The following is a 25,440-nucleotide window of genomic DNA, read 5'->3' as shown; positions in this document are numbered from 1 at the left end:
TTACACCTCAGTCGGAACAGTGAGTGAATCGAGGACCTGCTCGACGAGACGTTCGTTCGATAGCTTCAGCGTCGCTTCGAGCGTTAAGACGAGACGGTGGGCAAGCAATGGCGTCGCCAAGTGCTTGACGTCCTCTGGTGTGACGTACGTCCGCTCCTGCATCCAGGCCCGTGCTTTTGCTGCTTTTAAGAGTGCGAGCGTCGCTCGTGGACTCGGTCCGATCTCAACGTCACGATGGGCGCGGAGTGCGTCACAGACATCAAGTAAGTAGTTTTCGACGCTATCCTCGATTGAGACGGCAACGACTTCCTCTTTCCAGTCATTGAGTTGTTCGAGCGGAATCTGTAGTTCGGCTGCTGTTAAGTGCGCCCCGCGTAATAATGCTTTTTCCGCTTGACGTGTCAGCGGAGCGAACGACAACTTGAACAAGAAACGGTCGAGTTGGGCATGCGGTAATGGGAATGTACCGTGTCCATCGAACGGATTTTGTGTCGCGATGACAAGAAAGTGTTGCGGTAACGTATAAGATGTATCCCCGATCGTCACTTGCCCTTCCGCCATTGCCTCGAGCAATGCTGACTGTGTCCGTGGAGTCGTCCGGTTGATTTCATCGACGAGGACGATGTTCGCGAACAGCGGACCAAACCGTTGTTCAAACGATCCTGTCAGCGGGTTGAACAGCTCCATCCCAAGTAGGTCGGTCGGTAACGTATCCGCTGTACATTGAACACGTGAGAACTTCGCTTCGAGTGTCTGCGCCAGTGCTTTTGCTAATGTCGTCTTACCGGTCCCCGGACGGTCTTCGAGCAACACATGACCTTCTGCGAGCAAGCCCATCAATAAATGATCAATCACATCGTCCTGACCAAGGACAGATTGTTTGAGTGATGTACGTAACGTTTGAAACATGGATGATTCCCCCTTTAAGATGCATCGTATTTCTAAAGTGTACGAAAATTCAGAAAAAACTGCTAGTGATTTTCCAGGAATCACGCATAAAGAAATACGTCTATCTTTTATACTACCAGTTTCATCCAAAAGTTTCGTAAAATATCAAAAAAATTGAAACAGGATTATGAAGTTACTTAGCGAATAGAAGGATATAGTCATTGGAATAGGGAGGATGGACAGATGAAACCACATACTACCGAATCGAACTCTACTCTAAACCAGCAACAGGATGTTGCTCACAGTCCTATTGACGAGTATCAACGTATTGTTGCCGGAGGACCTCCGAATCGCCGAGCCTTTGCCGCGATTCGTCGGCTCCCATTCGGATTACGTTTGCTGACGTATACGCTCGGTTCCTTATTCACAGCAGGCATCATCGCTGGTCTCGTCATCAGTCTACTGGGTTAAAAAAGACTCCCTCAGCGTTCTAAGGGAGTCCCATCATTCTTCAAAGAGATCATCCATCAAATCGGTGATCTCTTTTTTACGTGCGTTCGTCTCATCGCGTAAGATCCGAATCGAGCGCCCGGTCCAGTCGAGTCGGTCGCCAATCGTCGCCTGGCGCGGCAAACGACTTTTCGGTAATGTGATCGTCTCGCGGTCGTCCGTCTCGCAAATCGCTAGATCGTCTTCAAAATCAGCTAGGGTCAATCGCATCTGATGCACCTCCACGTCTTGTTATTCCGGTCGTAAGTCGGTCCGGTTCGATTCCTTGATGCCGTCACCAGTCGAGATATACTGGATCGTTCCGCTTTGATCGGTTCGATCAATCGTAATCCGTTCTGTCTTCAGCTCCTGTAAGACGGAGGGACGTGGGTGACGATAGGCATTGTCCTTCCCGGCTGAGATCAACGCTCGCTTCGGATCAACGGCTTGTAGGAAGGGCAGGGAGGACGATGTGTCTGCTCCGTGATGTCCAAGCTTCAAGACATCGGCGCTAAGATCGACATCTGACTCAAGCAATTGTCGTTCCGTCCGGATCGGTGCGTCGCCCATGAAGAGGAACCGGTCCTGTCCATGTTCAACCCGCAGGACGGCACTCCAGCTGTTGAGATCCTGTGTCCCGTCCGTTAGGGGAGCAAGGAACGTAAAGCGTGCAGCTTCACTCGGTATCTCAAGACCTGCCTTAACCGACTTGATCGTCACCCCTTCGCGTTTGACGGCAAGGAGGAAATCGCGGTATGTCTCTGTCGTATGCGTGACACGCGGGGCATAGACGCTGTCGACTGGAAAGGCATCGAGGACGGTATCAAGTCCACCGATATGATCGGCGTCCGGATGTGTCGCAATGACTGCTGTTAAGCGTTTGACACCCAATTCTTGCAGGTAGCGGACGACATCCTCGCCTTTGCCGTTATTCCCGCCGTCAATCAAGATCGCGTCTTCCTTCGTCCGGATGAACGTACTATCTCCTTGACCGACGTCAAAACCGTAGACCTCCATCTGTCCCGCGGTTGGGGCTGGGGGCTCTTCGTCCCGTGTCGTATAGAAGATGACGATCAGGCAGAGTGCTAACAGAATCGTTGATCCCCATTTCAACATGTCGGTTCCTCTTTCTCGAACAGATACAGCATGCCGTTACGCGGATGACCGAACCGTGGCCCCCGGTAACCGCGCCGTTTCAAGGCAGCACGCATCAAAATCATCATACCGCCATGCCCGACGAGTAAGACCCGTTCATCATCCTCGAACATCAGTTGATTCAACAGGACCTCAATCCGTTCATTCGCTTCCTTGATCTCCGCTTGAATCCGTTTGCTGAACGGGGCTGCGAGTCGACCGAGGACCGCCCAGCCAAGAAACGGTAACCGTAGATTCGACTGAATCGTCGGAAACGGTACTTCCCGTAGTAGATCCGTCACGATGATCTCTTTATCGTAGACACTTTGTGCCGTCTGGACGGCACGCGGCATGCTACTGGCATAACAGACCGTCCAGTCGATCTGACCAAGCTCGACCGGTTGAATATCGATGTCTGACGTATCATACCGTTCAATCCATTTTTCAATATCGCTGGCGCTGATCCAGCCTTTCGTCGGGTATCCTTCCGTCACCCGGTGATGTCTCACTAATCCAATTTGTTTCATACTTCGTGCGACGGTCAAGACCGTCTCCCTCACTTTCATTCATCGTTTAGAGTGCGACGCGAATCGCGAGTCCGCATAAAATCGCACCTAAGATACTGAGCAAGCTCCCGATGATGTAATATTCCGCAAAGCGGCGATCTTCAAACTGTTTAAAACGTGCCAGTGCCTTCAAAGCAATGATGAACCCGATGGCTCCGGTTGCGTTCGTGACGACGAGCAGGGTAATGATTGCCCGTTCGACGAGACCGATATAACGCCCGATTCCGTTTAATTCCGTCGTATAACTGCGCGCAGAATCTTCGACTTCATGTGTGACGGTCCGCGAAACGCCGTCTAATTGCTCCTTACGTGTCACTTTTCGCTCGAAATGCGCTTCGATCAAGCGCGGAGCAAATGGTGCGAGCATTAAAGCAATCCCGTGACCGAGTAACTCCGTCGTCACTAAACTAAAGCACAGAATCCACAAGACCTGCTCGGGTCGTGAGAACGACAACGACCAATCGACCGGGATGAATATCCATGTCAAAGCGATGATGGCAGCGATATGTAACGCTTGATCGATCCAGTACGCCGCCGCTTGCTTGACGCGACGTTTAAGCGGGGAGGCATCGAGTAGGGCGTGAAACACGAGAATACTTCCTCCAAGCCATCCGGCGATGTCGATGGTTAATCCCCCTCGGATGACGAAGAACGCAAGGACAAGTAGCATCAGAGCCGCATGAACGGCAAGATGTTGGAATAAGATCCGTTGGTGTCGGTGTTTCAGTAGCGCCATCCGTCTCGTCTGTAATGGGAAATCAGCAAGTAGATGGACAAGTATAAGGCTAAGTAAGACGGTCACCGAATCGCCTCCCAGACTTGGAATTGCTCCAGTGCCTGTGTCAAGGCAGCTTCAAGACGCTTCCGTTGCTTTCGCTGCGAGCGGGAAACGAGTTTTGCGACATTCGCGCGGGCATCCTGTTCCTTAAAGCCCATCTTCAGACCAATCTCTTCATACGTATCATCCGGATATTGGTCCATCAACCGGTGCAGTTCAATCTGACGGTCCGTTTTCCCGAAATACGCCGGATAAAGCATTTCGAGATAGCCATTCAGCAGGGCGGTCGGTAAGTAGGGCGGTCCAGCAAAGGCGATCCGTGACGGAAGCGTCTTCGCCTGTTCTTGCGCTTCAAAAGCGTGAATGATCGCACTGCCATTGGCTTCTTCGGCTTGGGTCGTTGAAATCGTCTCATATTGACCAAATCCGATCCCAATGTAACCTGGTAATTCTTGATTCAATAAGTGCAGCATGACCGGATAACTAACCGGATAATCCGCAAATACCGCCAGTAAGCTATCACCGGATTTGATTTGGAACGGGACGATACTCGTAGGAAATGCCGTATTCAGATCATTCGCGAGTTCTCGGAGCGCTTGAAGTAATGCTTCTTTGCTCGGATAATCGCGGGAGCCTTTGACATCAAACGACAAGGCAACAGCTTGCATGACGATTCCTCCTGTTCATTTGTTGCCACAATCATGGAAACATTTTATTTGTTACCGTTAAACGGGTAACATTCGCAGTGTTACTGTTATTAGAGTAACAAAGAATGAAGAAGAAGACCAACAGGACAATAGACCGATTTTTACACGACAGGGGGGATGGATGAATCTGACTAAAAGATCATTTTTTTATTCAAGTTAACATAACATATATTATCAATAGTTATAAGATTTTGTCTCATAATCAGGGTAAACTTAAGATAGTGAGACAAAACAAAAAAACACGGAATTAACCGTGTTTTCGACAATCATACGGACGTGTCCGTTCCAATCGATGAATCAAACGATCCAGGAATATATGATGGCGGCGTTCAAGTTGCGTGATCCGATCAAGTGGCAACCACGCGAAATCAAAGAAATCACCGCAATCCTGACCGTCACCAGCCACACAATGCGTCCAGCGGTTCTCTTGGCATTCGATGTGCGCATGGTAGAAATACGTGTAATGCACCCGCATTCGCTCCGGATAGCGCATCTCTTCTTCGCCGATGTACTGGACGGATGCTAACGAGAGACCACTTTCCTCAAGCGTCTCACGGACAGCCGCTTCTTTTGCGATTTCAGCATCTTCGATCGTACCTGCGGGGATCTGCCAATCACTCTCAGGAGCCGATTGTGGATGAAAAACAAGTAGTTCCCATCCGTTAGGTTTTTCCCGAGTGATATAGATTGCTACTTTTTCGCGACGTCTGAATTTCATCTTCATCACCTCTCCAAGGTCGGCAGATTGCACAACAAGCAGCTAAAGGGACGGTCCCGTAGCTGCTTGATCAATTGACGCTATAAGCAAAGCTGCGGAGACGCGTGACCCGACGCTTGTTCGTGACGAATCGTGACCTGACTATTTCTTCTATTGTAGCCGTTATTGGTCAGTGTTTCAATTTGTAAACGATATTTATAGCGATAAATCTCAAAATTCCGAGCATTCGTCTCAAAATTCCCCCTCTCCTGCCCCGCTAGATCTAAAAAAGCTCCCCCCGTTATCCGGAGGAGCCTCGTCTTATCGTGTATACCAGTCGAGTAAGGGACCGAATTTCTCTTCATCGTAGGCAAATGAACCGTTCGATAAGCGGTCGAGGAACGATAACGAACCGATTTGGATCGTTTTCTCCTGCTCTTTTCCGCTGAGGACCAATTCTTTCGCTTGTGTGACGTCGATCAATGCTGAGACTTGGTGTGGTTTCGATTTCAAATCACGGAGCAACTGTAAGCCACGGAGCGCACGGCTCGAGACTTGGAACTGATCCGCGAGACGCATCTTCTTCAAGGCACCCCGTTGCGTCAAGAGGACGATTTGTGGTGCTTCCTTGAAGCCAATTGCACCCGCGACGACATCTTGATCCTTCAGGTTGATCGCTTTAACACCGGCAGCCCGGACACCAACGACAGGAACGTCGTCTTCCGTGAACCAGAGACCGAAACCGTTCTGTGTTGCAAGGAACAGCTCCGTTTGACCCGTTGAGACCTGAGCATACAAGACTTCATCGTCTGCCTTCAAACGAACACCTTGAAGTGGTTTTGACTTCCGCTGGGCGTTGTAGTCACTCAGTTTCGAACGTTTGACCATCCCTTGACGGGTGACGAACAAGCAATGGTGCGCTTCGTCGAACGAACGGACGAGATCTGCGGAGAGGACCCGGTCACCCGGTTCGAGTGGGACGAGGTTCGCGACGTGTTGACCGCCATCCTTCCATTTCGTATCCGGTAATTGGTGGACCGGAATCAGCAAGTAATTCCCGCGAACGGTCCAGACGATCAAGTGATCCGTCGTCATCGCTTGCCCTTGGAGCAACGGACGATCCTGTTCCTTCAAGTCCGGCAAGTCGTTCGAGGCACCGAATGAACGGAGCGACGAACGTTTGACGTAACCGTTTTTCGACAGGAAGACCATCGTTTCTTCGACAGCGATCATGACTTCCGTCTTCAGCTTCAGTTCTTCAACTTCCGCTTCGATCGTCGAGCGACGCTTGTCCGCGACTTGTTCCTTCAAGACTGTCAATTCCTTGATGATGAGACGATTCCGTGTCTTTTCATCGTTGAGGATCTTCTCGAGACGAGCGATTTCCTTCTCGAGTTTCGCAGCTTCTTCCTGCAACTCGACGATATCGGTATTCGTTAACCGGTACAGCTGGAGCATGACGACGGCTTCTGCTTGGCGATCCGTAAAGTTGAAGCGCGTGATCAGCTTCTCCTTCGCGTCCGCTTTGTTCGACGCAGAACGGATCAAGGCAAGTGTCTCATCGAGGACAGAGATTGCTGTCATCAAGGCAGAAACGACTTCCTGACGGCGTTTCGCTTGTTCGAGATCAAACGCTGTCCGGCGGATGACGACTTCCTTGACGTGTGCAAGATACGCATCAAGCAACGTCAAGACACCCATTTGCCGCGGTGTCCGTTCATGGATCGCGACCATGTTGTAGTTATAGGCAATTTGTAAGTCAGTCTGTTTGAGGTAGAAGTGTAAGACACCTTCTGCGTCCGCTTCCTTCTTCAACTCGATGACGACCCGTAAGCCGTCGCGGTCGGTCTCATCACGGACTTCAGCAACCCCTTCGACCTTTTTATCAAGACGGAGTTCTTCCATCCGTTTAACGAGATTGGCTTTATTGACCTCATACGGGAGCTCCGTGATGACGATTTGCTGACGACCGCCCCGCAGTGTCTCAATCGTTGAGCGCGAGCGGATGATGACTTTCCCGCGTCCTGTCTCGAACGCCTTTTTGATGCCGTCAAGCCCTTGAACAACACCACCAGTCGGGAAATCAGGACCTTGCATGTGCGTCAACAAGTCATCGACGTTCTGGACCGTCCCTGAGATCCGACCAATCGCAGCATCGAGGACTTCTCCCGCGTGGTGCGGTGGAATCTCGGTTGCGTAACCAGCGGAAATCCCCGTCGAACCGTTCATCAGCAAGTTCGGCAGGAGTGACGGTAAGACGAGTGGTTCTTCCGTCGTATCATCGAAGTTGAGCGTATAATCGACGGTTTGTTTGTTGATCCCGTCGAGAATCAAGCTCGAAACTTTCGATAAACGGGCTTCCGTATACCGCATCGCTGCCGCGCTATCGCCGTCGATTGATCCGTTGTTCCCTTGCATATCGATCAGCGGGTAACGGAGTTTCCACTCTTGGCTCAAGCGGACCATTGCTTCATAGACCGATGAATCACCGTGCGGGTGGTAGTTACCGATGACGACCCCGACCGTCTTCGCTGATTTCCGGTAAGCACGGTCGAACAGGTTGCCTTCCGTATGCATCGCATACAAGATCCGGCGTTGAACCGGTTTCAGACCATCCCGGGCATCCGGTAAGGCACGATCTTGGATGATATATTTCGAATAACGACCAAACCGGTCGCCGACGACTTGTTCGAGCGACAGGTTCAGGATGTTTTGTAGATTAGACATGTTCGTTCACACTCTCTTTCGTCACGTGCTCATTCTCGATGATCGAGAGGTCTTCCGCGAGACCGAAGGCGACATTGTCCTCGATCCACGTCCGGCGGTGCCCGACGTTATCGCCCATGAGGACAGAGACGCGTTTTTCAGCAACAGCAGCATCGTCGATCGTGACCCGAATCAACGTCCGTGTCTCAGGATCCATCGTCGTTTCCCAGAGCTGTGGTGCATTCATCTCCCCAAGTCCTTTGTAACGCTGGATCATATAACCTTTACCGAACTTCTTCGTCGTTTTCTTGAGTGTCTCTTCGTCCCAGACGTATTCAAATTTCTCCGATTTGCCTTTTCCTTTTGAGACACGATAGAGCGGTGGTAAGGCAACGAAAACCTTCCCAGCGTCGATCAACGGACGCATGTAGCGGAAGAAGAACGTCAATAGCAAGACTTGGATATGCGCGCCATCGGTATCGGCATCCGTCATGATGATGACTTTGTCGAAATTACAATCCGACAAGTCAAAATCGGCTCCGACACCGCCACCAATCGCATGAATGATCGTATTGATCTCTTCATTTTTCATGATGTCAGCGAGTTTCGCTTTTTCCGTGTTCAAGACCTTACCACGGAGTGGAAGAATCGCTTGGAACGTCCGGTTTCGTCCTTGTTTCGCAGAACCACCGGCAGAATCACCCTCGACGAGGAACAATTCATTCTTGTCTGCGTTTTTCGAAGCAGCAGGTGTCAGTTTTCCGTTCAAGATGCTCGAACGTTTCTTTTTTTTCCCATTTCGTGCTTCTTCGCGGGCTTTCCGCGCTGCTTCACGAGCTTGCGCTGCGCGGATCGCTTTTTTGATCAACAGCGTCGCCGTTTGCGGGTTCTCTTCCAAGTACGTCGAGAGACGACGACTGATGACAGCGTCACAGCTCGTCCGCGCTTCCGGTGAACCGAGTTTCGACTTCGTTTGTCCTTCGAACTGAAGGAACTCTTCCGGAATTCGGATCGAGACGATCATCGTCAACCCTTCGCGGATATCATTTCCGTCAAGGTTCTTATCCTTTTCCTTCAAGAGCGTGTTTTTTCGGGCATATTCATTCATGACCCGTGTCATTGCCGTTTTTGCACCGACTTCGTGTGTTCCACCGTCGCGTGTCCGGACGTTATTGACGAACGACAGGACGTTTTCCGAGTACGCATCCGTGAACTGGAAGGCGATATCGACTTCGATCTCGTTTTCCGTACCTTCGAACGCAACCGTCGGATGCAGTGTGTCTTTATCATCGTTCAAGTACTGGACGAATTCGCTGACACCGTCTTGGTACTGGAAGATGTCCTGTTTATCGGACCGTTCGTCCGTCAGCGTAATCTTCAGACCTTTCAGCAAGAAAGCGGATTCGCGTAAGCGTTCCGCGAGCGTATCGTAGTTGTATGTCAACGTACTGAAGATCGAGCCATCTGGTTTAAAGTAAACGCTCGTTCCTTTTTGACGCGTCGTACTCGTTTCAAGCAACGTCGTCTTCGGAATCCCACCGTTTTCAAACGTTTGCTCATATTGTTTCCCGTCACGGAAGATCGTTACTTTCAAATCCGTTGATAAGGCGTTAACGACCGACGCCCCGACGCCGTGTAAGCCACCGGACGTCTTATAGCCACCTTGACCGAACTTACCGCCAGCGTGAAGGACCGTGAAGATGACTTCAGCAGTCGGCTTTCCCGATGCATGCATCCCCGTTGGCATTCCACGTCCATGGTCACGGACGGTGATTGCATTATCTTTATGAATCGTGACGTCAATTTGTTCCCCGAATCCTGCAAGTGCCTCATCGATTGCGTTATCGACGATCTCGTAGACGAGATGGTGAAGTCCACGGTGATCGGTTGAACCGATATACATACCTGGGCGCTTTCGGACTGCTTCGAGTCCTTCGAGCACCTGTATGGCATCATCATTGTAGTTATTTAAGTCTGTCGCCATTCATTTCACCTCAAAATTCGAAATTACGACGTCGTTTTTACAAACGTTCGTTCGTTATTTCGAGTAGTCTGTCTCTAATTGTAGGCATCTTCTTGCTTCCTGACAAGCATAACCTGTAAAGCGCATGAAAAAAGACACCTTCACGAACGGGTGAAGATGCCTGAAATCGTGCGATGACTCACAGATATTGATGCTCGATTTTGATGCAACGATTCTCAATATATGGAATACCAGCACCAAGTGCGAGACTTTCTGCTTCGACACTCGAGAGACCAAGCTGATTCCAAATCATCCCGACGTCACCGTGAGCAACAGCATCTTTGGCGACATCCGCTAAAAACTCAGACCGACGGAAGACGTCGACGATATCGATGTGTCCTGGAATGCTTGCGACGCTCGGATAGACTTTTTGACCGTTCCACTCGTTTAACGTCGGATTGACTGGAATGACTTCGTATCCATGTTGGACTAAGTAGTCCGCAATCCAGTTCGCGGTCTTTCCGGAATCACTCGAGACACCGACGACGGCAATGCGTTTGGCATCCTTCAAATACTGACGTGCTTGTTGATCGGTAATCATCTAGAACTCCCCCTTATGAAAATAACTCTTACCTAACACTCTATACCCGAACCAAGATGAAGTATGCGAAATCGAGCACGTTTTCGACGTTTTTCAGAAATCGTCTTGAAATCAAATGAGTCGACCAATGACCCGTCGAACGACTTCTCGATGCAACTGAGAGCGAAATTGAATATTCATTCTTTTTTGATGATTTAGGTGACATAATACTATTATTGTTATTAAAGAGAATGTTGTAGCTCAAAAACCATAAAAATAGGCTAAATTCTCACGTGCATCGAGTTGATCAACGACCCGTCTGGTGCGTTGTCGATGCAACTGAGCGCTCCCTGTCTGACAATTTAACGTTGCGTGAAATAACTATTTCACGCAAACAAGTGTCTGACGTACCAACGTTTGGTATACTACTACTAGAGGGGTGATTGTCGGATGAGTTTATTTAAAAACCTAGGAAAAACGATACATAAAACGACCGTTTCGGCTACAGCACCAGCGATTCCTGGTTATGAGCGGATGCCACGCTTCATTCAGTCCTATTTGGATCAGTTAGCAGCAAAACATTTCTCATTAGCAACGATGCGTCGCTACGTCTATGACTACGAAGCGTTCTTTCAATTCGTCACTGCGGCGTCCGGTGAAGAAGTAACGGCGCGAGATATTCCACTTGAAGCGTTCGTCGAGATCGATGCAGCAGGAATCGAAGCCTATGCCGAATACCTTGCCTTAACGAAACAAAATGCACCAAGCGTGATCAACCGAAAGCTATCGGCGTTACAGTCGTTGTTCCGTTATTTGGTCGATACAGGTCAGCTATCAGAAAACCCGGTCGCAAAAGTCAACCGACCAAAACAAGCGAAACGGGAACCGGTCTACCTGACGAAACGCGAGTGGGACGAATTGATTCAGTTGTTACCGTCGAACGTCGAGATGAATGCCCGGGAAGCGTCGCATTATGAACGTGATCGCGTCCGCGACGTGACGTTATTCCAACTACTCGGCTATAGCGGGATGCGTCTCAGTGAGATGACCCAACTCGTCTGGAATGATGTCGATTTCCATGAAAACACGCTCCGTGTCATCGGGAAAGGTAATAAAGAGCGGCTGATTCCACTCGCGAAACCAGCCCGGATCGCCTTACGCAAATACGCGATTCATTATCAGATGCCAACGAGTGGCGCCGTGCCTGTCTTCCAAAAACACGGGAAACCACTCAGTCCACGGGCAGTCCAGCATATTTTGCAGCGGCACACCGAACGATTAAAACCGGTCCTACCCTTTTTAGAGCGCAAAAAAATTACACCGCATAAATTGCGGCATACGTTTGCGACACGTCTTGCGACCGGTGGGGTCGATGTTCTGACGATCCAGCAGTTACTTGGTCATGAATCCGTCGCGACGACACAAGTCTATGTCCATATCGGCGATTCGGAGAAAAAACGCGCCGTCGATTTATTTGATGGTGAACGATAATCATATTATGTTAACTAAAGGAGAGTTGTCATGAATTACGGGCTCAGTGAACGCAAAATCAAACAGATGTCTGATGCCTATGCTTTTCGACGGGGAAAGAAGTATGTCGCCGCTCGAAAGGTCACGTTGCATAATTATCGAATGGGCGACGAGCTGATCGAAGCGAGTGTCGACGGTGAGGAACGATTCATGGTGACCGTCCGCGTCAAGGCGCACGGTGTCGACGCCGGCTGTAATTGTCCTTCGCTTGCGATGGATACATCGTTTTGTGGACATATCGTCGCTGTTTTACTGGCGATGCATCATGTACAGGTGCACGGTACACCGACGCCGCTATCGCCGCAAATCCGTCCCTTCACGGCGTTTCAAGTCGATGACGCTGGCGCGCGCCATTATTTACGCAGTCTCACACCTGATCGTCGGGTAGCGATTCATTTCGAACTGACAGGACCCGTCGTGACACTCAAACGATTGACAGACAATCAGCAGCATCAACTGTCCCTGCCCTACTTCGATCGTTTGCTTGGACAGACGGAGTATTTGCAGCGACTCGCCGATGTTTCGTTCAGTCCTGATTTACAAGAACGAATCGTTTCCGGGACACCAATCGTCAAACTTCATCTCGACCGAACGCCTCAAGAAGTCGAAGTCCGCGTGTCGTTTGATTATCAAGGAATTCAGCTGAATCCGCTCGATGAGACGATTTACGCTGGACGGGATCAGGTAACGGAGCAAAGTGCCTTACGCTTCTTACGTGAATTCCAATCAACACCACGAGACATGCGATACATCATCACGAGTGACGCCGCACAGTATGCCTTTTTGCGGAGTCTGCTTGACGAACGGGTTGCGCTCGGTCAACTGGAGTTATTTGCAACACAAGCGATCCGGACAACGTTACCAAAAGGTCCGTTCCATCCGCGAATCGAAGTCGACGTAACGGACCGCCTCGACTGGCTCGTGTTCAACTTTTCAATGGACGGGATTCCGGAAGATGAGCTGAAACGTGTCCTGAAGTCGCTCGTCTTACAAAAACGGTACCACCGCTTGAAATCCGGACAGTTCGTTTCTTTAGAAACAAGGGCTTTTCAGCAGTTACAACGGGTTCTCGCCCAGATGGAAGCAAGTGAACGCGACTTACGCGACGGACGGATCGTCTTACCTGCCGTCCGGAACATGAAGCATCTGATTGGCGCTTCCGTCCTCCATCTTCACGCCGATTTGCTCGAGAAATGGCTTGAATTGAAATCCGGACAAGGATTCCAGCTCGACTTGCCGAATTCGTTAGAATCACGACTCTATCCGTATCAACGGACGGGCATTCAATTTCTGAAGAATTTAGACGCGCTAGGATGTCACGGGATTTTAGCCGATGAGATGGGGCTCGGGAAGACGATTCAAGCGATTGGTTATGTCGCGACGATTCCTGACCGTCGCGCGCTCATCGTCGCGCCGGCGTCACTACTCCGCAACTGGGAGGCGGAACTGAAGCGCTTTTTACCCGGTCGACCGGTTCATGTCGTCACTGGTTCTCAAGCCAGCCGACTCCGCGAACTGGAGCACTTACCTGAAGATACGGTGACGATCGTCTCCTATACGACGCTTCGGACCGACGTCCGTCGCCACCCCGTATATGACGTCATCTTCTTTGATGAAGCACAGCACTTGAAGAATCCGCAGTCACAAACGGTCAGTCAACTACGGCATCTGCAAGCAAAACGCCGTTTCGCCTTAACGGGAACACCACTTGAGAATCGTCCGCGTGATATCTGGTCGATCTTCCATGTTCTGTTTCCAGAATTACTGCCGGATTTAGCGACGTTTGAGAAATGGTCATTTGATGACATGCAACAGTTCATCCAACCGTTCTTATTACGGCGTGAGAAACAAGATGTCTTACAGGATTTACCGAAGAAACAGATCGAGCATCATTATGTCGAGCTCGGTCCGAACCAAAAACGCTTATATGCGTCGTATCTCGCCAAATTGCAACTCGAGACGCTGCAACACTTAGACGAGACGAAACGCGAAGATCGTCTGAAATTACTGGCTGGGTTAACGCGGTTGCGGCAAATTTGCAACGATCCGGGATTATTCGTCGAGGAGTACACAGGGGAAGCAACGAAACGAACGCGTCTACTCTCATTAATTGCCGAAAAACGGGCAGCCGGAAAGCGGATCTTGATTTTCTCGCAGTATACACAAATGCTCGAACGCATTCGCTCGGATCTCGCGCAACGTCACCTCCCCCACTTCCTGTTGACGGGTGAGACACCACTCGAAGACCGGTTGGCGTTATGCGATCGGTTCAATGACGGTGAAGTCGATCTCTTCTTGATTTCCCTGAAAGCCGGTGGAACGGGACTGAATCTCGCGTCTGCTGATACCGTCATCCTCTTTGACAGTTGGTGGAATCCGGCCGTCGAACAACAGGCAGCCGATCGCGCTCACCGGCTTGGACAACAGTCCGACGTGACGGTCATCAAACTGCTGACACGCGGAACGATCGAAGAAAAGATGACGGAATTACAAGATCGAAAAGCTCAGATGGTCGATGCCGTCCTGACGGCTCCAGACAGTGATGCCCTGACCGTCAAGGAACTCGTACATCTCGTAGAAACAAAGGAGGAACATCGGTGATCCTTGATCTCCTGCTTGGTTACCTTATCGGTAGTATTCTTGGCGGTACGCTCTGGAAGTACGTCAGTCGTACCGATTTGGCACAGGTCGGTTCCGGAAACATCGGTGCCCGCAACGCCCATCGCGCCGGTGGGCTCCCGGCTTTTTTATTCGTGTACCTGTTTGATGCCGCGAAGACGGTTCTTGCACTACAGCTAACAGACGCATTTTATCCCGTCGCTCTTGCCGTACTTATCGGTCACTTGTTTCCGTTGTTTCATCCGCGACGCGGCGGTAAAGGGTATGCCGTATTTTCCGGAATCGTCTTCGCCATCACGCCGTGGGCATATCTTGCCGGACTAGGCATACTCGGTCTGTATTATCTCGTAACGAAAGATAGCGTCAAAGCGGGGCTGATTCCGGTTGTTCTGCTCCCGTTACTCCCTGTCTACTTTGACGCGGGACCCATCAATATCTTGTGTACCGTTGCTGTAAATCTACTTGTCCTGTGGGCTCATGATGCACTTCACAAGCCAGTCATTACATAAGGAGGACGTCTCATGATCGACTTTTCCATTGCTACCGCTTCGGACGCGGAAGCAATCCATGAACTGAACTACCTCACCTTCACGGAAGAGATTCCGCAACATCAACCGAACACCGAACGGAAACGGATTGACCGGTTTCATGATCAAAATACCTATCTGATCGGCAAGGAAGACGATCGACTCGTCGCGATGATTGCCATTCGGAAGCATCGTCCTTTTTCGCTTGAGGAAAAAGGCGTGACGCTAGATGAGACACTGACGGACCCAGCGGAAATCCGCTTACTCAGCGTTCGTCCCGAATACCGCAATAGTCGTACGTTCATGCAATTGATGCGTTTTTTGATGGTCTACTTGGAGCGGGAAACGATTGATCATGTCTATATCAGTGGTACGACACGGGAAGCTAAACTATATGCGCGGTTCGGCTTCACACCAATCGCAGCAACGCTCGGTAGTGGCGATGCCCAGTTCGTACCGATGTTGTTGTCGCGCGCAACATATGAACGATCCGTCATCGCGGACGTTTTACGTCCTCTGCATTTTCTAGCCGGTCCAGTCGAGGTTGCACCAACAGTCCGCCAAGCGGCACAACAAGCACCGCGTCCGCATCGGACGGCCTCGATGCGTCAGCTCGATCAAGATTTACGTGGTCGGATGTGTCAGTTGCTGGATTTGCCATATGTCTCGATGGCTGTTGGCAGTGGCACCCTCGCCAATGATATTGTCGCACAACAACTGAGTGGACATGGATTGATTCTAAACGGTGGCGAGTTCGGTCAACGCTTGATCGATCACGCGGCACGAGCAGGAAAGTCATTTGATATCCACCTGCTTCCGTCCGGTCACCCGATCGACTTGGAACAACTCGCAAGTCAACTGCATCAAACGGAGTACGACTGGATTTGGTTGACGCATTGTGAGACGTCTACGGGCGTTCTCTACGATCTCGATGCGGTAAAAGCGCTATTAGATCAACGAACCGCACTCATCGTCGATGCGATCAGCGCCGTCGGGACCGGACGTTTCTCATACGCTGGCTGCAGATTCGTCACGACCGTCTCCGGAAAGGCAATTGGGGGTTTACCGGGTCTTGCGTTCATCGGTCATACAGACAGCATCCTACCTTCTCCACGAATTCCACGTTATCTGGATCTCGGACTCTATGCGGAAGGCGTCGCCTTTTCCGGCTCATCGAACTTGTTGCTGGCTTGTCAGGCAGCGCTCGATGCCATTGATCTCGATCAAGCAGCCATCAAGATGACCTATCTCGAACAAGCCGTTCGCGCTACTGGTTTCAACCTTCTTGCGACTCAAGAAGCGCAAGCGCCGGGAATTCTGACGATCGTTCATCCGTCGGCAACCGCTTTAGGAGACGCTCTTCGGATTCAGGGCTATCATGTTCAATATGAAAGCGACTATCTCGTCCGTAATCAATGGCTCCAAATTTCAACGATGGGACAGACGACGATGCGGCACATCGAACGTCTCATCCGCGTGTTGGTCCGTGAAAACCAACGCATCACCATAAAAAATGAAAAAAACGAAAGACCTCTCAACCCTTGATTTCAAGCGGTTTGGAGGTCTTTCGACTTTAAAAAATAAAAATTAGAGGTTTAAGGATTTAAAACATAGGGGTATAAACTCACTAGCACCGCATCAAACGGTGACTTACTCACACATGTTTCTCAATATCAGCGTAATGACCTGGGAGAGAAATGCAAAGTCACGAAAGCGTCAGATTCAAAGCGAGTCTGAAACCGATTGTCTTAGCATGTTTCATATTGTTCAGGACTTGTCCTGCTCCTACATTCATTACCTTTTGAGGGCTATACCAAATTCAAGGGGGAAATGAACATGTCAGTTAAATTAACAGCCGAAAAACGCGAGGTACGTCCACGCTCACTCCGTAAACAATTACGTCATGAAGGAAAAGCTCTTGGTGTCGTGTATGGTTACAAAGTGGAAAGTACACCAATCGCATTTGAAGAAAAAGAATTGCTTAAAATCGTTCGAGAAAACGGTGAGAACGTCTTGATTTCACTGAAACTCGACGGTAAAAATATTAACGTCTTGATCAACCGTCGTGATATGGATGTCTTCACACCAACTGTCGATCACGTTGAATTCATCGCTGTTAAAATGGATGAAGAGACAGAAGTCGAAGCAGACGTCGTACTCGTCGGCGAAGCAGCTGGCGCTAAAGTCGGCGGATTCCTGTCACAGACACTCTTTAAAGTAACAGTCGCAGCAACACCAGATAAATTGCCAGAGAACGTCGAAGTCGACGTCACGAACCTCGAAATCGGCGATTCGATCTCTGTAGCTGATCTTCCGGAACAAAAAGATTTCCGTATCGTCACAGAAGGTGACATTCAAGTCGCAGCTGTCGTCGAATCAACGCTTGAACAAGAGCTTGAGGAAATCGAAGAAGCAGAAGCTGAGGCACAAGCGGAAGCTGGCGAAGACAACGAAGCGGAAGCTACGGAAGAGTCTTCAGAAGAAGCAAAAGAAGAGAACGAAGACAACAAATAAGTCGTTTGACGATACGCCCTTCGTGGCGTATCGTTTTTTTGTGTCTTGACAATAGACAGAAGATTGCCTAAAGTGAACAGCGTATCACCTATTACCATATCCACTAGGGGAGCCCATTTGGCTGAGACGATTCACTTCGGACCCTTCGAACCTGATCTAGTTCATACTAGCGTAGGAAAGTGGAGCGATCACATCCAATGACTCCTGCTGCGCGCAGTTTTTCTGAGGACCGCTCTCTTTTTTACGGAGGGCGGTCTTTTTTGGCGTCTCCCCCACTTAAAGGAGGACGAACACGATGCAACACTGGAAAATGAAAGAAATCATGGTCATGATGATGCTCGCCGTCGCTTGCGGGGTCATCTATCTCGGTTGGTCAACACTCTGGTTACCGATGTCTGCAATCTTCGGGCCAGTCGGTGCCAACTGGATGTTTGGGATCTGGATCATCGCGAGCCCGCTCGTCGCAGCAATCATTCAAAAACCGGGTGCTGCCCTCATCGCGGAAATCGTCGCGGCAGCTGTCGAGCTGTTCACGGGTAGTCACTTTGGCTTATCGGCTCTACTGATCGGGGTCTGCCAAGGACTTGGTGCGGAACTCGTCTTCGCGATGACGCGTTATCGCCGTTATGACACCTGGACATTGATGTTATCGGGTGTTGGAGCCGCAATTGGTAGCATCGTCTATAGTCTGATCGCGAACGGATTCGGTTACTACACGGCGACGACGTTGCTTGCGACAACTGGCTTACAATTGATTAGTGGCGCATTACTCGGCGGCTTGCTTGCAGCGATTCTCGTCCGTCGCCTTGTTGCGACCGGTGTCTTGAACGGGTTTGCGGCCGGACGTGCGAAACGGGAAGTCGCATGATTACTGTCGACGACCTCAGCATCCGCTATCCGGGTCAGATGAAATCGGTGCTCGATCATGTATCGCTGACGATCGAACAAGGAACGACCCTTTTGCTTGGACGCAGTGGGAGTGGCAAGACGACACTGCTTCATGCCCTAGCCGGACTGACACCGGAGACGATCGAAGTCGAACAGACTGGTACCGTTACCCGGTCCGGTTCGGTCGGAGTCTTATTTCAAAATCCAGAAGAACAGTTCTGCATGGAAACGATTGGACGCGAAATCGCTTTTAGTTTAGAAAACCGGTCGATTCCACGTGCGGAGATGGAGGAACGAATTGAACGCTTACTCGCACTCGTCGGTCTCCCTCTCCCCTTCTCGACACCGATCGCAAGTCTATCCGGGGGGATGAAACAGCGCCTCGCGCTCGCCGCGGTCCTAGCGCTCGAGCCGACGATCTTATTACTCGATGAACCAACAGCCCAGATTGATCCAATCGGACAACACGAACTGATGGCGTTGATCTTTCGGATTCAGAAAGAACACGATTTAACGATCGTCTTGATCGAGCACCAACTCGATGTCTGTTTACCGTACATCGACCAGATCGTCTTACTTGAGGACGGATCGATTACTGCGACGGCGCATCCGCAGGATTTGTTCCCGCAGGCTTATACAGAGCTTCAATCGAAAGGCATCGCTGTTCCTTCTTTGTATCCGTACACGTTAGAGACGTTACCCATAGATGGACCACAAGCAGCGCGACTTCACGTGCTTCCTCCAGTCGCTACAGCAGGTATTCCCCTGTTACACATTGCTGCATTATCGACGAAAGCACCTTACCCGCTAACCGATGCGACATTTTCCCTGCAGACAGGAGAATGGGTGATGCTGCTCGGGGCAAACGGATCCGGGAAAAGTACGTTGCTTGCAACACTCGGTCGGTTGCTTCCCCATCGTGGAACATATCGGTTCCAGGAACGTCCGGTTCAGCGTTACTCCCGGAGACGCTTTTATGAGCACGTCGGCTATGTCTTTCAACAACAGGATCTGCAGTTTCTCAAGCTAACGGTTGAAGCGGAAATCAACTGGAGTCACCGAGCAGCGACGAGTGATGAGCGCACGACGTTGCTCGGACGGCTGGAACTCGCATCCGTCAAACAGCAGTCACCGCTTGCGCTTAGTACGGGGCAACAACGACGACTCAGCGTCGCGACGATGCTCGGGCAGACGAAGGATTTATTGTTGCTCGATGAACCGACGTTCGGACAGGATGGATTGACGACACGGCGGCTCATGGAACAGTTGTTGACGGAACAACAAAACGGAACGACGCTCGTCATGGCAACACACGATATGGAACTCGTCGCCCGATACGCGGATCGTGTCCTCGTCATGGAGCAAGGGCGTATTGCTTTTGACGGACGTCCGAGCGAGTTATTCGCTGACGTTCCGTTACTCGAACGCTGTCAGCTACAACGTCCACTTTCGTACCAATTCCAGGAGGTGAAGCGCCATGCAGACGAACGCGTCACCGTTCGCTAAACTCAATCCTGTCATCAAAGGTAGCGGATTGTTTTTGATCATGTTTGCCTTGATTGCAACGAACGACTGGGTCAAGACGTTGGTGTTCCTGAGTTTTGCTATCGCGCTGCTACTCCTCTCCGGGTGGGGTCCTCGCGATTTCTTGAAACGACTCGCACCTTACAGTCTATTATTCTTATTGACGTTCTGGATGATGGCAGCCTTCGGCAAAGGAACGAATCCTCTATGGTCGTTTGGTTGGTTTCATGTCACATCGGAAAGTGTCATGCACGGCTGGTTACTTGCCTTACGGATGGCAACGTTCGTCTGCTTAAGTTTCGCTTTCGTCACGACGACCGATTCGACCCGGTTCGTGATGAGCTTGATTCACCAAGCAAAGGTATCGCCTCGCTTCGCGTACGGATTTCTTGCCGGGATCCGCTTTCTTCCACATTTGGTCGAAGAAGTCCGCGTCTTACGGCAAGTCCGGATGATTCGGAACGTTCACAGTCGCTTTCCTGGTGATGCGTTCCTATCAATCGGCTTACCGCTCTTCTCGCGATCGATTCAGCGGGCAGAACGGATGGCGATCGCTTTCGAAGCCCGTCATTTTTCAGCAGAACGGACATATTATGAAGTGCCAGTCGTTCAGCGCCAGGATGTTATCTATCTCATGGTCATCCTCCTGTTCATCAGTCTTGTCTTTTGGCTATGATTACCGCCACCCGTATCCGGGTACATTCTAGCAAGACAGATTGAAGGAGAACGATATGAAACGAATCCTCTTGATTGGTGCAGGACACGCTCACCTGCATTGCATTACCAATGGACCAACAGAAGACGTCGAGTGGCTGATTTTAAATGCCTCGACGTACCAATATTACTCGGGCATGTACTCCGGACTTGTTGACGGAACGTACGATATCGATGAGATCCGTATCGACGTCGCCGCACTGTGTCGCGCCAATGATAAACAGTTCATCGAAGAGACCGTCATCAAAATCGACCCCGATGAAAAGGTCGTCTTCGGTGCATCCGGCAGGCGTTACACTTATGACGTCGTCTCGACGAATATCGGCTCGTTCGATTGGGCGGAAGATAAGACACGATTATCGATTAAACCGAACTACCGGTTACCAGATACATTAAAGTGTCTGCAACAAGCAAAGCGTCCAGTCGTGATTGGAAGTGGTGTAGCGGCTGTCGAGATGGCGGCGTCCTTGAAAACAGCGGATGTGCCGATTATACTCATCACGGATCCAGAGTTACTTTCAGGACACCCCGCAGCGGAAGCGATTGCGAGACGGTTAAAAGAACTCGATGTATATTGGATCCAGGAACGTCCAATAGATGACGAACCACCACTCCGCTTCAAGCATCACCCTCCAATCGAGTCGGATGCGATCATCCGCTTAACAGGTGCGAAAGCTCCGGCATTGTTTGCGGACAGTAAGCTCTATACGGAAGACGGATTTCTACTTGTCAATGAACAGTTGCAAGCGCTCGATCATCCGAGTCTGTTTGCTGCGGGTGACGCAGCGACCCTCGTCGCTTATCCCGATATTCCGAAGAATGGCGTCACAGCTGTCCGGCAAGCACCGATCTTACTGGCAAACCTCTTACGGTACGTCCAGGAAGAGGCACTGCAAACGTATCGTCCACAAACGAACTATTTGACGATTTTATCGATGGGACCACGTCATGCGGTTTCAATGTATGGCAATCAGTATTCGACTCACCTATTCGGTTGGTACCTGAAGCGCTGGATCGATCAACGGTTTATGCGGAAGTATCGCCCTTAAAAGTATGCGCCGGCGCATACTTTTTTCTATACATAAAAAAAGCCATGGACGGGTGTCCATGGCTTGTTGGATTAGACGGTTTGATTTCCTTTAACGTACGATAGTAACGTCTCGTTGAACTTCTCTTGTTCATCAAGCAACATACCGTGCCCACTCTCTTCGAAGACTTCAAGTCGTGCAAGTGGGATTCCCTTTTGCATTTCTTCCGCGAACTCGAACGGACAGACTTGGTCTTTTTTACCGTGGATGATTAACGTATCGACTTTGATGTTTTCGAGTTTTCCACGCAAGTCCTCATCACGTAATGCGATTGCTGACTGAATCGTACCGTGGGACGAAGCAGCGATGCTAAGACCGTGGAACCATTGTTGAAGTGGTTCTGGATGTTCCTTCGCAAAGAAGATTTCCCCGAATCCTTTGAGCATCGACGGACGATCTTGTTTCGTGTCGGCAATCAACGCATCGACTTCTTCTTTCGTCATCCCGTATGGATAACCGTCGCGTTGCGTAAAGACAGGGGCTGCGGCTCCTGCGAGAACGAGCTTACTGACTTTTGAATCCCCGTATTGCAAGAGATAGGACAAGGCGATTCCTCCTCCCATCGAGAAGCCGAGCAACGTGACATTCGTTAATTTCAACTGTTCGATGACTTCATTAATGTCGGACGCCATCGTCTTATAATCGTATCCCGTTGCCGGCGCATCTGATTTGCCATAACCGCGATAATCGATCCCGACGTAACGGTACCCTTCTTCGACGAGCAGATTCTTTTGATACTCGAACATGTTGTTGTTTGCCGGCCAGCCGTGTAAAAAGACGACCGGTTGACCCGACCCGACATCCTCGACATAAATTTTCGTGCCATCAACTGCTTGAATGAATGTACCCATCATAAAACCCCCATAGTAATAGATTGACCGTGCATGCATCTAATATTCCCGAGTCAAGATATGTTAAACATCTTAATGTTAAAGTATTATAGAAAATTCTGTCTATTATAGAAGTTATGGTAAAATATAGTCAATAGGATAAAGGAGGTTTTTCATGAGACGCTATATACATACCGGTATTCTCGCAGGCGCAGTCTTACTTGCCGGATGCGGTAAAGAACAATACTTAGACCTTACATACGATGTTAATTACTGGGGCGGTATTTCGACTACCTTTGATGGGCAAGAGATACCGGATCTCCCGAAAAAACAAACCGCTGCTTTGTTGAAGGTTTGCCAGCAAAAACCTGATATGAAGCACTTACCTGATCGATATGTGCAACACGAAGAATTTGACTTATACTTCCTGCCCCGGAGTGTTCAAGGACGCGAGTTACAACACGTCCGTTTCCTGTCAGACGAAAAAAAGGACTATCTGGCCTGTCAGCCGATTCGCCATGCGGATTATGCGGTTCATCAGATCAAGCGAAGTGATTATCCATTCGTCGATTGGTCAAAACAACCGGTTAAAGCTAAATCGACAGTCATTCGCTTTAAACCTGTTCCAAAAGAAATCACGGATCAACAAAAACAGGAAAACGAAGATCAGAAAGAATTAAAAGAGCTCGGACGGTATCTCTTCCCGTCCTATCAACTATCTTTGCCACCAGAAGGACAACTCGTCGTCTACATGAAAGAGAAAGGCAAAGATAAAGAACAAACACTCTATGAGACGACCGAGTCACTATCCGGTTCCGAATTGAATTTAGCTTTTCGTGATAGTCCGACTGGTGGTTTCCAACAATCGTCAATCGAGCTGATGTTCAGTGGTGACCGTGTCGGATTCCCTTCAACGATTCAAGAATATATGAATGGACAAACCTATCAAATTGAGCGAAAGCAACTTCCTGATAGTCTTTCGATAGGTCAGACCGTACAGTTCGCAACCGTTCGGAAACAAGAGGACGGAAAAGTCGTCCAAGAAACATCGATATATTTGCGTTTTAATAAAACCTACACAAAACCAGTGAATTATAATTATGGATTCCTTCAAGCATCCACAAGCGATTATGTCGGTTTCATCCATCAATCACCGAAACAGCTCATCGATAGCGATTATAAGTTCGTCTCAGCAATACCGGATAAACTAGCGAAAAAAATCGCTCAGGAATTAAAAGAGACCGACGTCATGGAGCCACAAGGCACAAAACTAAAGCAGAAAAAATTAACGTTGATGCGCGAAGGGAAAAGCCAAATGTTCGAGCTATTCGAACGCAAACGCGCTAAAAAGCTTGAAATCTATGTCGTCAAACCAGGATCAAAGAACGGTGCCAAGCTGTCAGGTACGACCAGTGAAGCACTTAGTGAGGTGCTCAATCAATGAATCGACGTTACTGGATCGGACTAACACTCGGTGCAACGCTAGCATTAAGCGGTTGTCAAAGTGATGCGCCGAATTTTAAATGGGATTACTTATCACAACTATATGATGGAGGACAATTTAGTGATCAAGGTCCAAGAACCTTGTCAGCGAAGGAACGAATCGTCATCCAAAAAACGTGCGCGTCGAAAGCGAGCGATGCACCCGAAGATTACTCTGTCGGCGGCATCTATTCCGTCATGATGGCGAATCCATTCGATGACTATGCAGGTCAAACCGTTCGTTACGTTCAATCCGGAAAGAAGACCTACTTATATTGCGAAACGCCATTAAAAAGTGGATATTATCCGCTAGCAAAGAAAGACGATGTCTTCAAGAAGACAGCTCTGACTACACAACGACAGAACTTTAACATGAAGCCTACTGTATTAAAAAAAGACGATCGGTTCATTCGTAATGAGAAGGTTGCCGATCACTCCGCTCGAACATTAGAGCTCCCAGGTTCAGGTTACCTTGTCATCGACGCGACGGATGTCACGAAAAAAGATACACGGACGACGATCTTTACGTACACGCATTCACTCACGCCATTTACACGTGACGTCAAACTCTATCTCGTCTACAATCAACAATTCGGTTCGACTTATGACGTGATGGTGCGCTTACCCGAGTTATACGGTGGACGTCATGTGGAACGCCCGATTCATTCGATGAAACAACCGGGCAAGGTCCGGTTCATCCCGGGTGACGGGACACCGGAACATTACGGAACGCTCATCGCAACGGAGAAAAACGGACGCGAATTCCGCTATGAATTATCGATTCGACATACGATGGAACGACCGCCTGAACTTCAAGAGCCGGAACAGACAGCAGACGACGTCGTAGCGGATAACTTGGAAGTGACGCTATTCCATCAAGAGCAGTTCCAGCATATCCGTTTTGAAGAAGATGATTTTACTTCGGAAAAAGGCTTCGATTGGGACAAAATGATCATGATGACGAGTGATGAATCCGGAAAATTACAAAAAGCCATCAAGACGAGTGAACAGTCTGATGTGCGGGGAAAACGGGCGAAGTGGAAATACCTGACGTTCCGAGAAGGGACGAAAGGACAGCAATACGAAGTTTATCTCGACAAGCGTGTCAAAAAGACCGACGTCTACTTGAAGGATCCGAAACGTGACGTGTCGATTCACTTATCAGCAACAGGTCGTGACATCATCCTTCCTTTGTTCGAGCAATACGAAAAATGAC

Annotated in this window: 23 protein-coding genes and 1 riboswitch; of the genes, 12 read left to right on the top strand and 11 right to left on the bottom strand. The window is 49.7% G+C overall.

Going from position 1 to position 25,440, the window contains the following annotated elements; translation table 11 throughout:
* A complete protein-coding gene (locus KNQ18_RS06600) occupies nucleotides 1–909 on the bottom strand; it encodes an AAA family ATPase (RefSeq protein ID WP_058265957.1) in 909 nt (302 codons plus the stop codon).
* A 222-nt stretch (nucleotides 910–1,131) separates the two neighbouring features.
* On the opposite strand from KNQ18_RS06600, the gene KNQ18_RS06595 reads away from it, so the two are divergent.
* Nucleotides 1,132–1,359: a hypothetical protein gene (locus KNQ18_RS06595; protein WP_050677949.1), complete on the top strand. Its 228-nt coding sequence runs from the start codon at nucleotides 1,132–1,134 to the stop codon at nucleotides 1,357–1,359.
* Between the two features lie 33 nt (nucleotides 1,360–1,392).
* Here KNQ18_RS06595 and KNQ18_RS06590 read toward each other — a convergent pair whose 3' ends face one another.
* The 9 genes from KNQ18_RS06590 to KNQ18_RS06550 all read right to left on the bottom strand — a co-directional run bounded on the left by KNQ18_RS06590 (nucleotide 1,393) and on the right by KNQ18_RS06550 (nucleotide 10,529).
* Nucleotides 1,393–1,608 carry a DUF3006 domain-containing protein gene (locus tag KNQ18_RS06590; RefSeq protein ID WP_050677950.1) on the bottom strand — a complete coding sequence of 72 codons (216 nt, stop codon included), beginning with the start codon at nucleotides 1,606–1,608 and terminating at the stop codon, nucleotides 1,393–1,395.
* Between the two features lie 21 nt (nucleotides 1,609–1,629).
* The gene (locus KNQ18_RS06585) at nucleotides 1,630–2,490 is read right to left on the bottom strand and encodes a ComEC/Rec2 family competence protein (protein WP_069941047.1); all 861 of its coding nucleotides are present in this window, start codon (nucleotides 2,488–2,490) and stop codon (nucleotides 1,630–1,632) included.
* The gene (locus KNQ18_RS06580) at nucleotides 2,487–3,056 is read right to left on the bottom strand and encodes a histidine phosphatase family protein (protein ID WP_251133307.1); all 570 of its coding nucleotides are present in this window, start codon (nucleotides 3,054–3,056) and stop codon (nucleotides 2,487–2,489) included. Before KNQ18_RS06580 ends, KNQ18_RS06585 begins: the two co-directional genes overlap by 4 nt.
* Nucleotides 3,057–3,084: 28 nt before the next feature.
* Nucleotides 3,085–3,879, bottom strand: a complete 795-nt coding sequence (locus KNQ18_RS06575; protein ID WP_214804936.1) for a DUF3307 domain-containing protein — start codon at nucleotides 3,877–3,879, stop codon at nucleotides 3,085–3,087.
* Nucleotides 3,876–4,523 (bottom strand): hypothetical protein, encoded by a 648-nt coding sequence (locus KNQ18_RS06570; protein WP_214804938.1) that lies wholly within the window; start codon nucleotides 4,521–4,523, stop codon nucleotides 3,876–3,878. Before KNQ18_RS06570 ends, KNQ18_RS06575 begins: the two co-directional genes overlap by 4 nt.
* Before the next feature lie 286 nt (nucleotides 4,524–4,809).
* Nucleotides 4,810–5,280, bottom strand: a complete 471-nt coding sequence (locus KNQ18_RS06565) for an NUDIX domain-containing protein (RefSeq protein ID WP_231681758.1) — start codon at nucleotides 5,278–5,280, stop codon at nucleotides 4,810–4,812.
* 300 nt (nucleotides 5,281–5,580) lie between these two features.
* A complete protein-coding gene (gene parC / locus KNQ18_RS06560) occupies nucleotides 5,581–7,986 on the bottom strand; it encodes a DNA topoisomerase IV subunit A (protein WP_215084209.1) in 2,406 nt (801 codons plus the stop codon).
* Nucleotides 7,979–9,949: a DNA topoisomerase IV subunit B gene (parE, locus tag KNQ18_RS06555; protein WP_215084206.1), complete on the bottom strand. Its 1,971-nt coding sequence runs from the start codon at nucleotides 9,947–9,949 to the stop codon at nucleotides 7,979–7,981. Before parE ends, parC begins: the two co-directional genes overlap by 8 nt.
* A 178-nt stretch (nucleotides 9,950–10,127) precedes the next feature.
* Entirely contained in the window at nucleotides 10,128–10,529 is a 402-nt protein-coding gene (locus KNQ18_RS06550) for a CoA-binding protein (RefSeq protein WP_023468336.1), read from the bottom strand.
* Nucleotides 10,530–10,958: 429 nt separating this feature from the next.
* Between KNQ18_RS06550 and KNQ18_RS06545 the strand changes: the two genes are divergently transcribed.
* The 9 genes from KNQ18_RS06545 (at nucleotide 10,959) to KNQ18_RS06505 (ending at nucleotide 21,873) form a co-directional block, all read left to right on the top strand.
* Nucleotides 10,959–11,999, top strand: coding sequence for a tyrosine-type recombinase/integrase (locus KNQ18_RS06545; RefSeq protein WP_149427374.1), 1,041 nt, complete (start codon nucleotides 10,959–10,961; stop codon nucleotides 11,997–11,999).
* Nucleotides 12,000–12,029: 30 nt separating this feature from the next.
* A complete protein-coding gene (locus tag KNQ18_RS06540) occupies nucleotides 12,030–14,639 on the top strand; it encodes a DEAD/DEAH box helicase (RefSeq protein ID WP_215084205.1) in 2,610 nt (869 codons plus the stop codon).
* The gene (locus KNQ18_RS06535; protein WP_215084203.1) at nucleotides 14,636–15,166 is read left to right on the top strand and encodes a glycerol-3-phosphate acyltransferase; all 531 of its coding nucleotides are present in this window, start codon (nucleotides 14,636–14,638) and stop codon (nucleotides 15,164–15,166) included. Before KNQ18_RS06540 ends, KNQ18_RS06535 begins: the two co-directional genes overlap by 4 nt.
* Before the next feature lie 12 nt (nucleotides 15,167–15,178).
* Nucleotides 15,179–16,729, top strand: coding sequence for a GNAT family N-acetyltransferase (locus KNQ18_RS06530; protein WP_149427377.1), 1,551 nt, complete (start codon nucleotides 15,179–15,181; stop codon nucleotides 16,727–16,729).
* Nucleotides 16,730–17,020: 291 nt separating this feature from the next.
* A complete protein-coding gene (locus tag KNQ18_RS06525) occupies nucleotides 17,021–17,698 on the top strand; it encodes a 50S ribosomal protein L25/general stress protein Ctc (protein ID WP_023468341.1) in 678 nt (225 codons plus the stop codon).
* Between the two features lie 95 nt (nucleotides 17,699–17,793).
* Nucleotides 17,794–17,893, top strand: a riboswitch (TPP riboswitch).
* A gap of 100 nt (nucleotides 17,894–17,993) precedes the next feature.
* A complete protein-coding gene (locus tag KNQ18_RS06520; RefSeq protein ID WP_215084201.1) occupies nucleotides 17,994–18,566 on the top strand; it encodes an ECF transporter S component in 573 nt (190 codons plus the stop codon).
* Nucleotides 18,563–20,092, top strand: a complete 1,530-nt coding sequence (locus tag KNQ18_RS06515; protein ID WP_251133306.1) for an ABC transporter ATP-binding protein — start codon at nucleotides 18,563–18,565, stop codon at nucleotides 20,090–20,092. The genes KNQ18_RS06520 and KNQ18_RS06515 overlap by 4 nt, the downstream gene beginning before the upstream one ends.
* The gene (locus tag KNQ18_RS06510) at nucleotides 20,064–20,786 is read left to right on the top strand and encodes an energy-coupling factor transporter transmembrane component T family protein (RefSeq protein WP_215084199.1); all 723 of its coding nucleotides are present in this window, start codon (nucleotides 20,064–20,066) and stop codon (nucleotides 20,784–20,786) included. Before KNQ18_RS06515 ends, KNQ18_RS06510 begins: the two co-directional genes overlap by 29 nt.
* Nucleotides 20,787–20,841: 55 nt before the next feature.
* Nucleotides 20,842–21,873 carry an NAD(P)/FAD-dependent oxidoreductase gene (locus KNQ18_RS06505; protein WP_215084197.1) on the top strand — a complete coding sequence of 344 codons (1,032 nt, stop codon included), beginning with the start codon at nucleotides 20,842–20,844 and terminating at the stop codon, nucleotides 21,871–21,873.
* 71 nt (nucleotides 21,874–21,944) lie between these two features.
* Here KNQ18_RS06505 and KNQ18_RS06500 read toward each other — a convergent pair whose 3' ends face one another.
* Nucleotides 21,945–22,763 carry an alpha/beta fold hydrolase gene (locus KNQ18_RS06500; RefSeq protein WP_215084195.1) on the bottom strand — a complete coding sequence of 273 codons (819 nt, stop codon included), beginning with the start codon at nucleotides 22,761–22,763 and terminating at the stop codon, nucleotides 21,945–21,947.
* 154 nt (nucleotides 22,764–22,917) lie between these two features.
* On the opposite strand from KNQ18_RS06500, the gene KNQ18_RS06495 reads away from it, so the two are divergent.
* Nucleotides 22,918–24,186, top strand: coding sequence for a hypothetical protein (locus KNQ18_RS06495; protein WP_215084193.1), 1,269 nt, complete (start codon nucleotides 22,918–22,920; stop codon nucleotides 24,184–24,186).
* Nucleotides 24,183–25,439: a hypothetical protein gene (locus tag KNQ18_RS06490; protein ID WP_215084191.1), complete on the top strand. Its 1,257-nt coding sequence runs from the start codon at nucleotides 24,183–24,185 to the stop codon at nucleotides 25,437–25,439. The genes KNQ18_RS06495 and KNQ18_RS06490 overlap by 4 nt, the downstream gene beginning before the upstream one ends.
* Nucleotide 25,440 lies beyond the last annotated feature (1 nt).

The sequence above is a fragment of the Exiguobacterium sp. s78 genome (assembly GCF_018618985.1).
GTDB classification, from domain to species: Bacteria; Bacillota; Bacilli; order Exiguobacteriales; family Exiguobacteriaceae; genus Exiguobacterium_A; species Exiguobacterium_A abrahamii.
The sequence above is the reverse complement of the archived record's forward strand: the minus strand, read 5'-3'. Positions and strand labels throughout refer to the sequence as shown.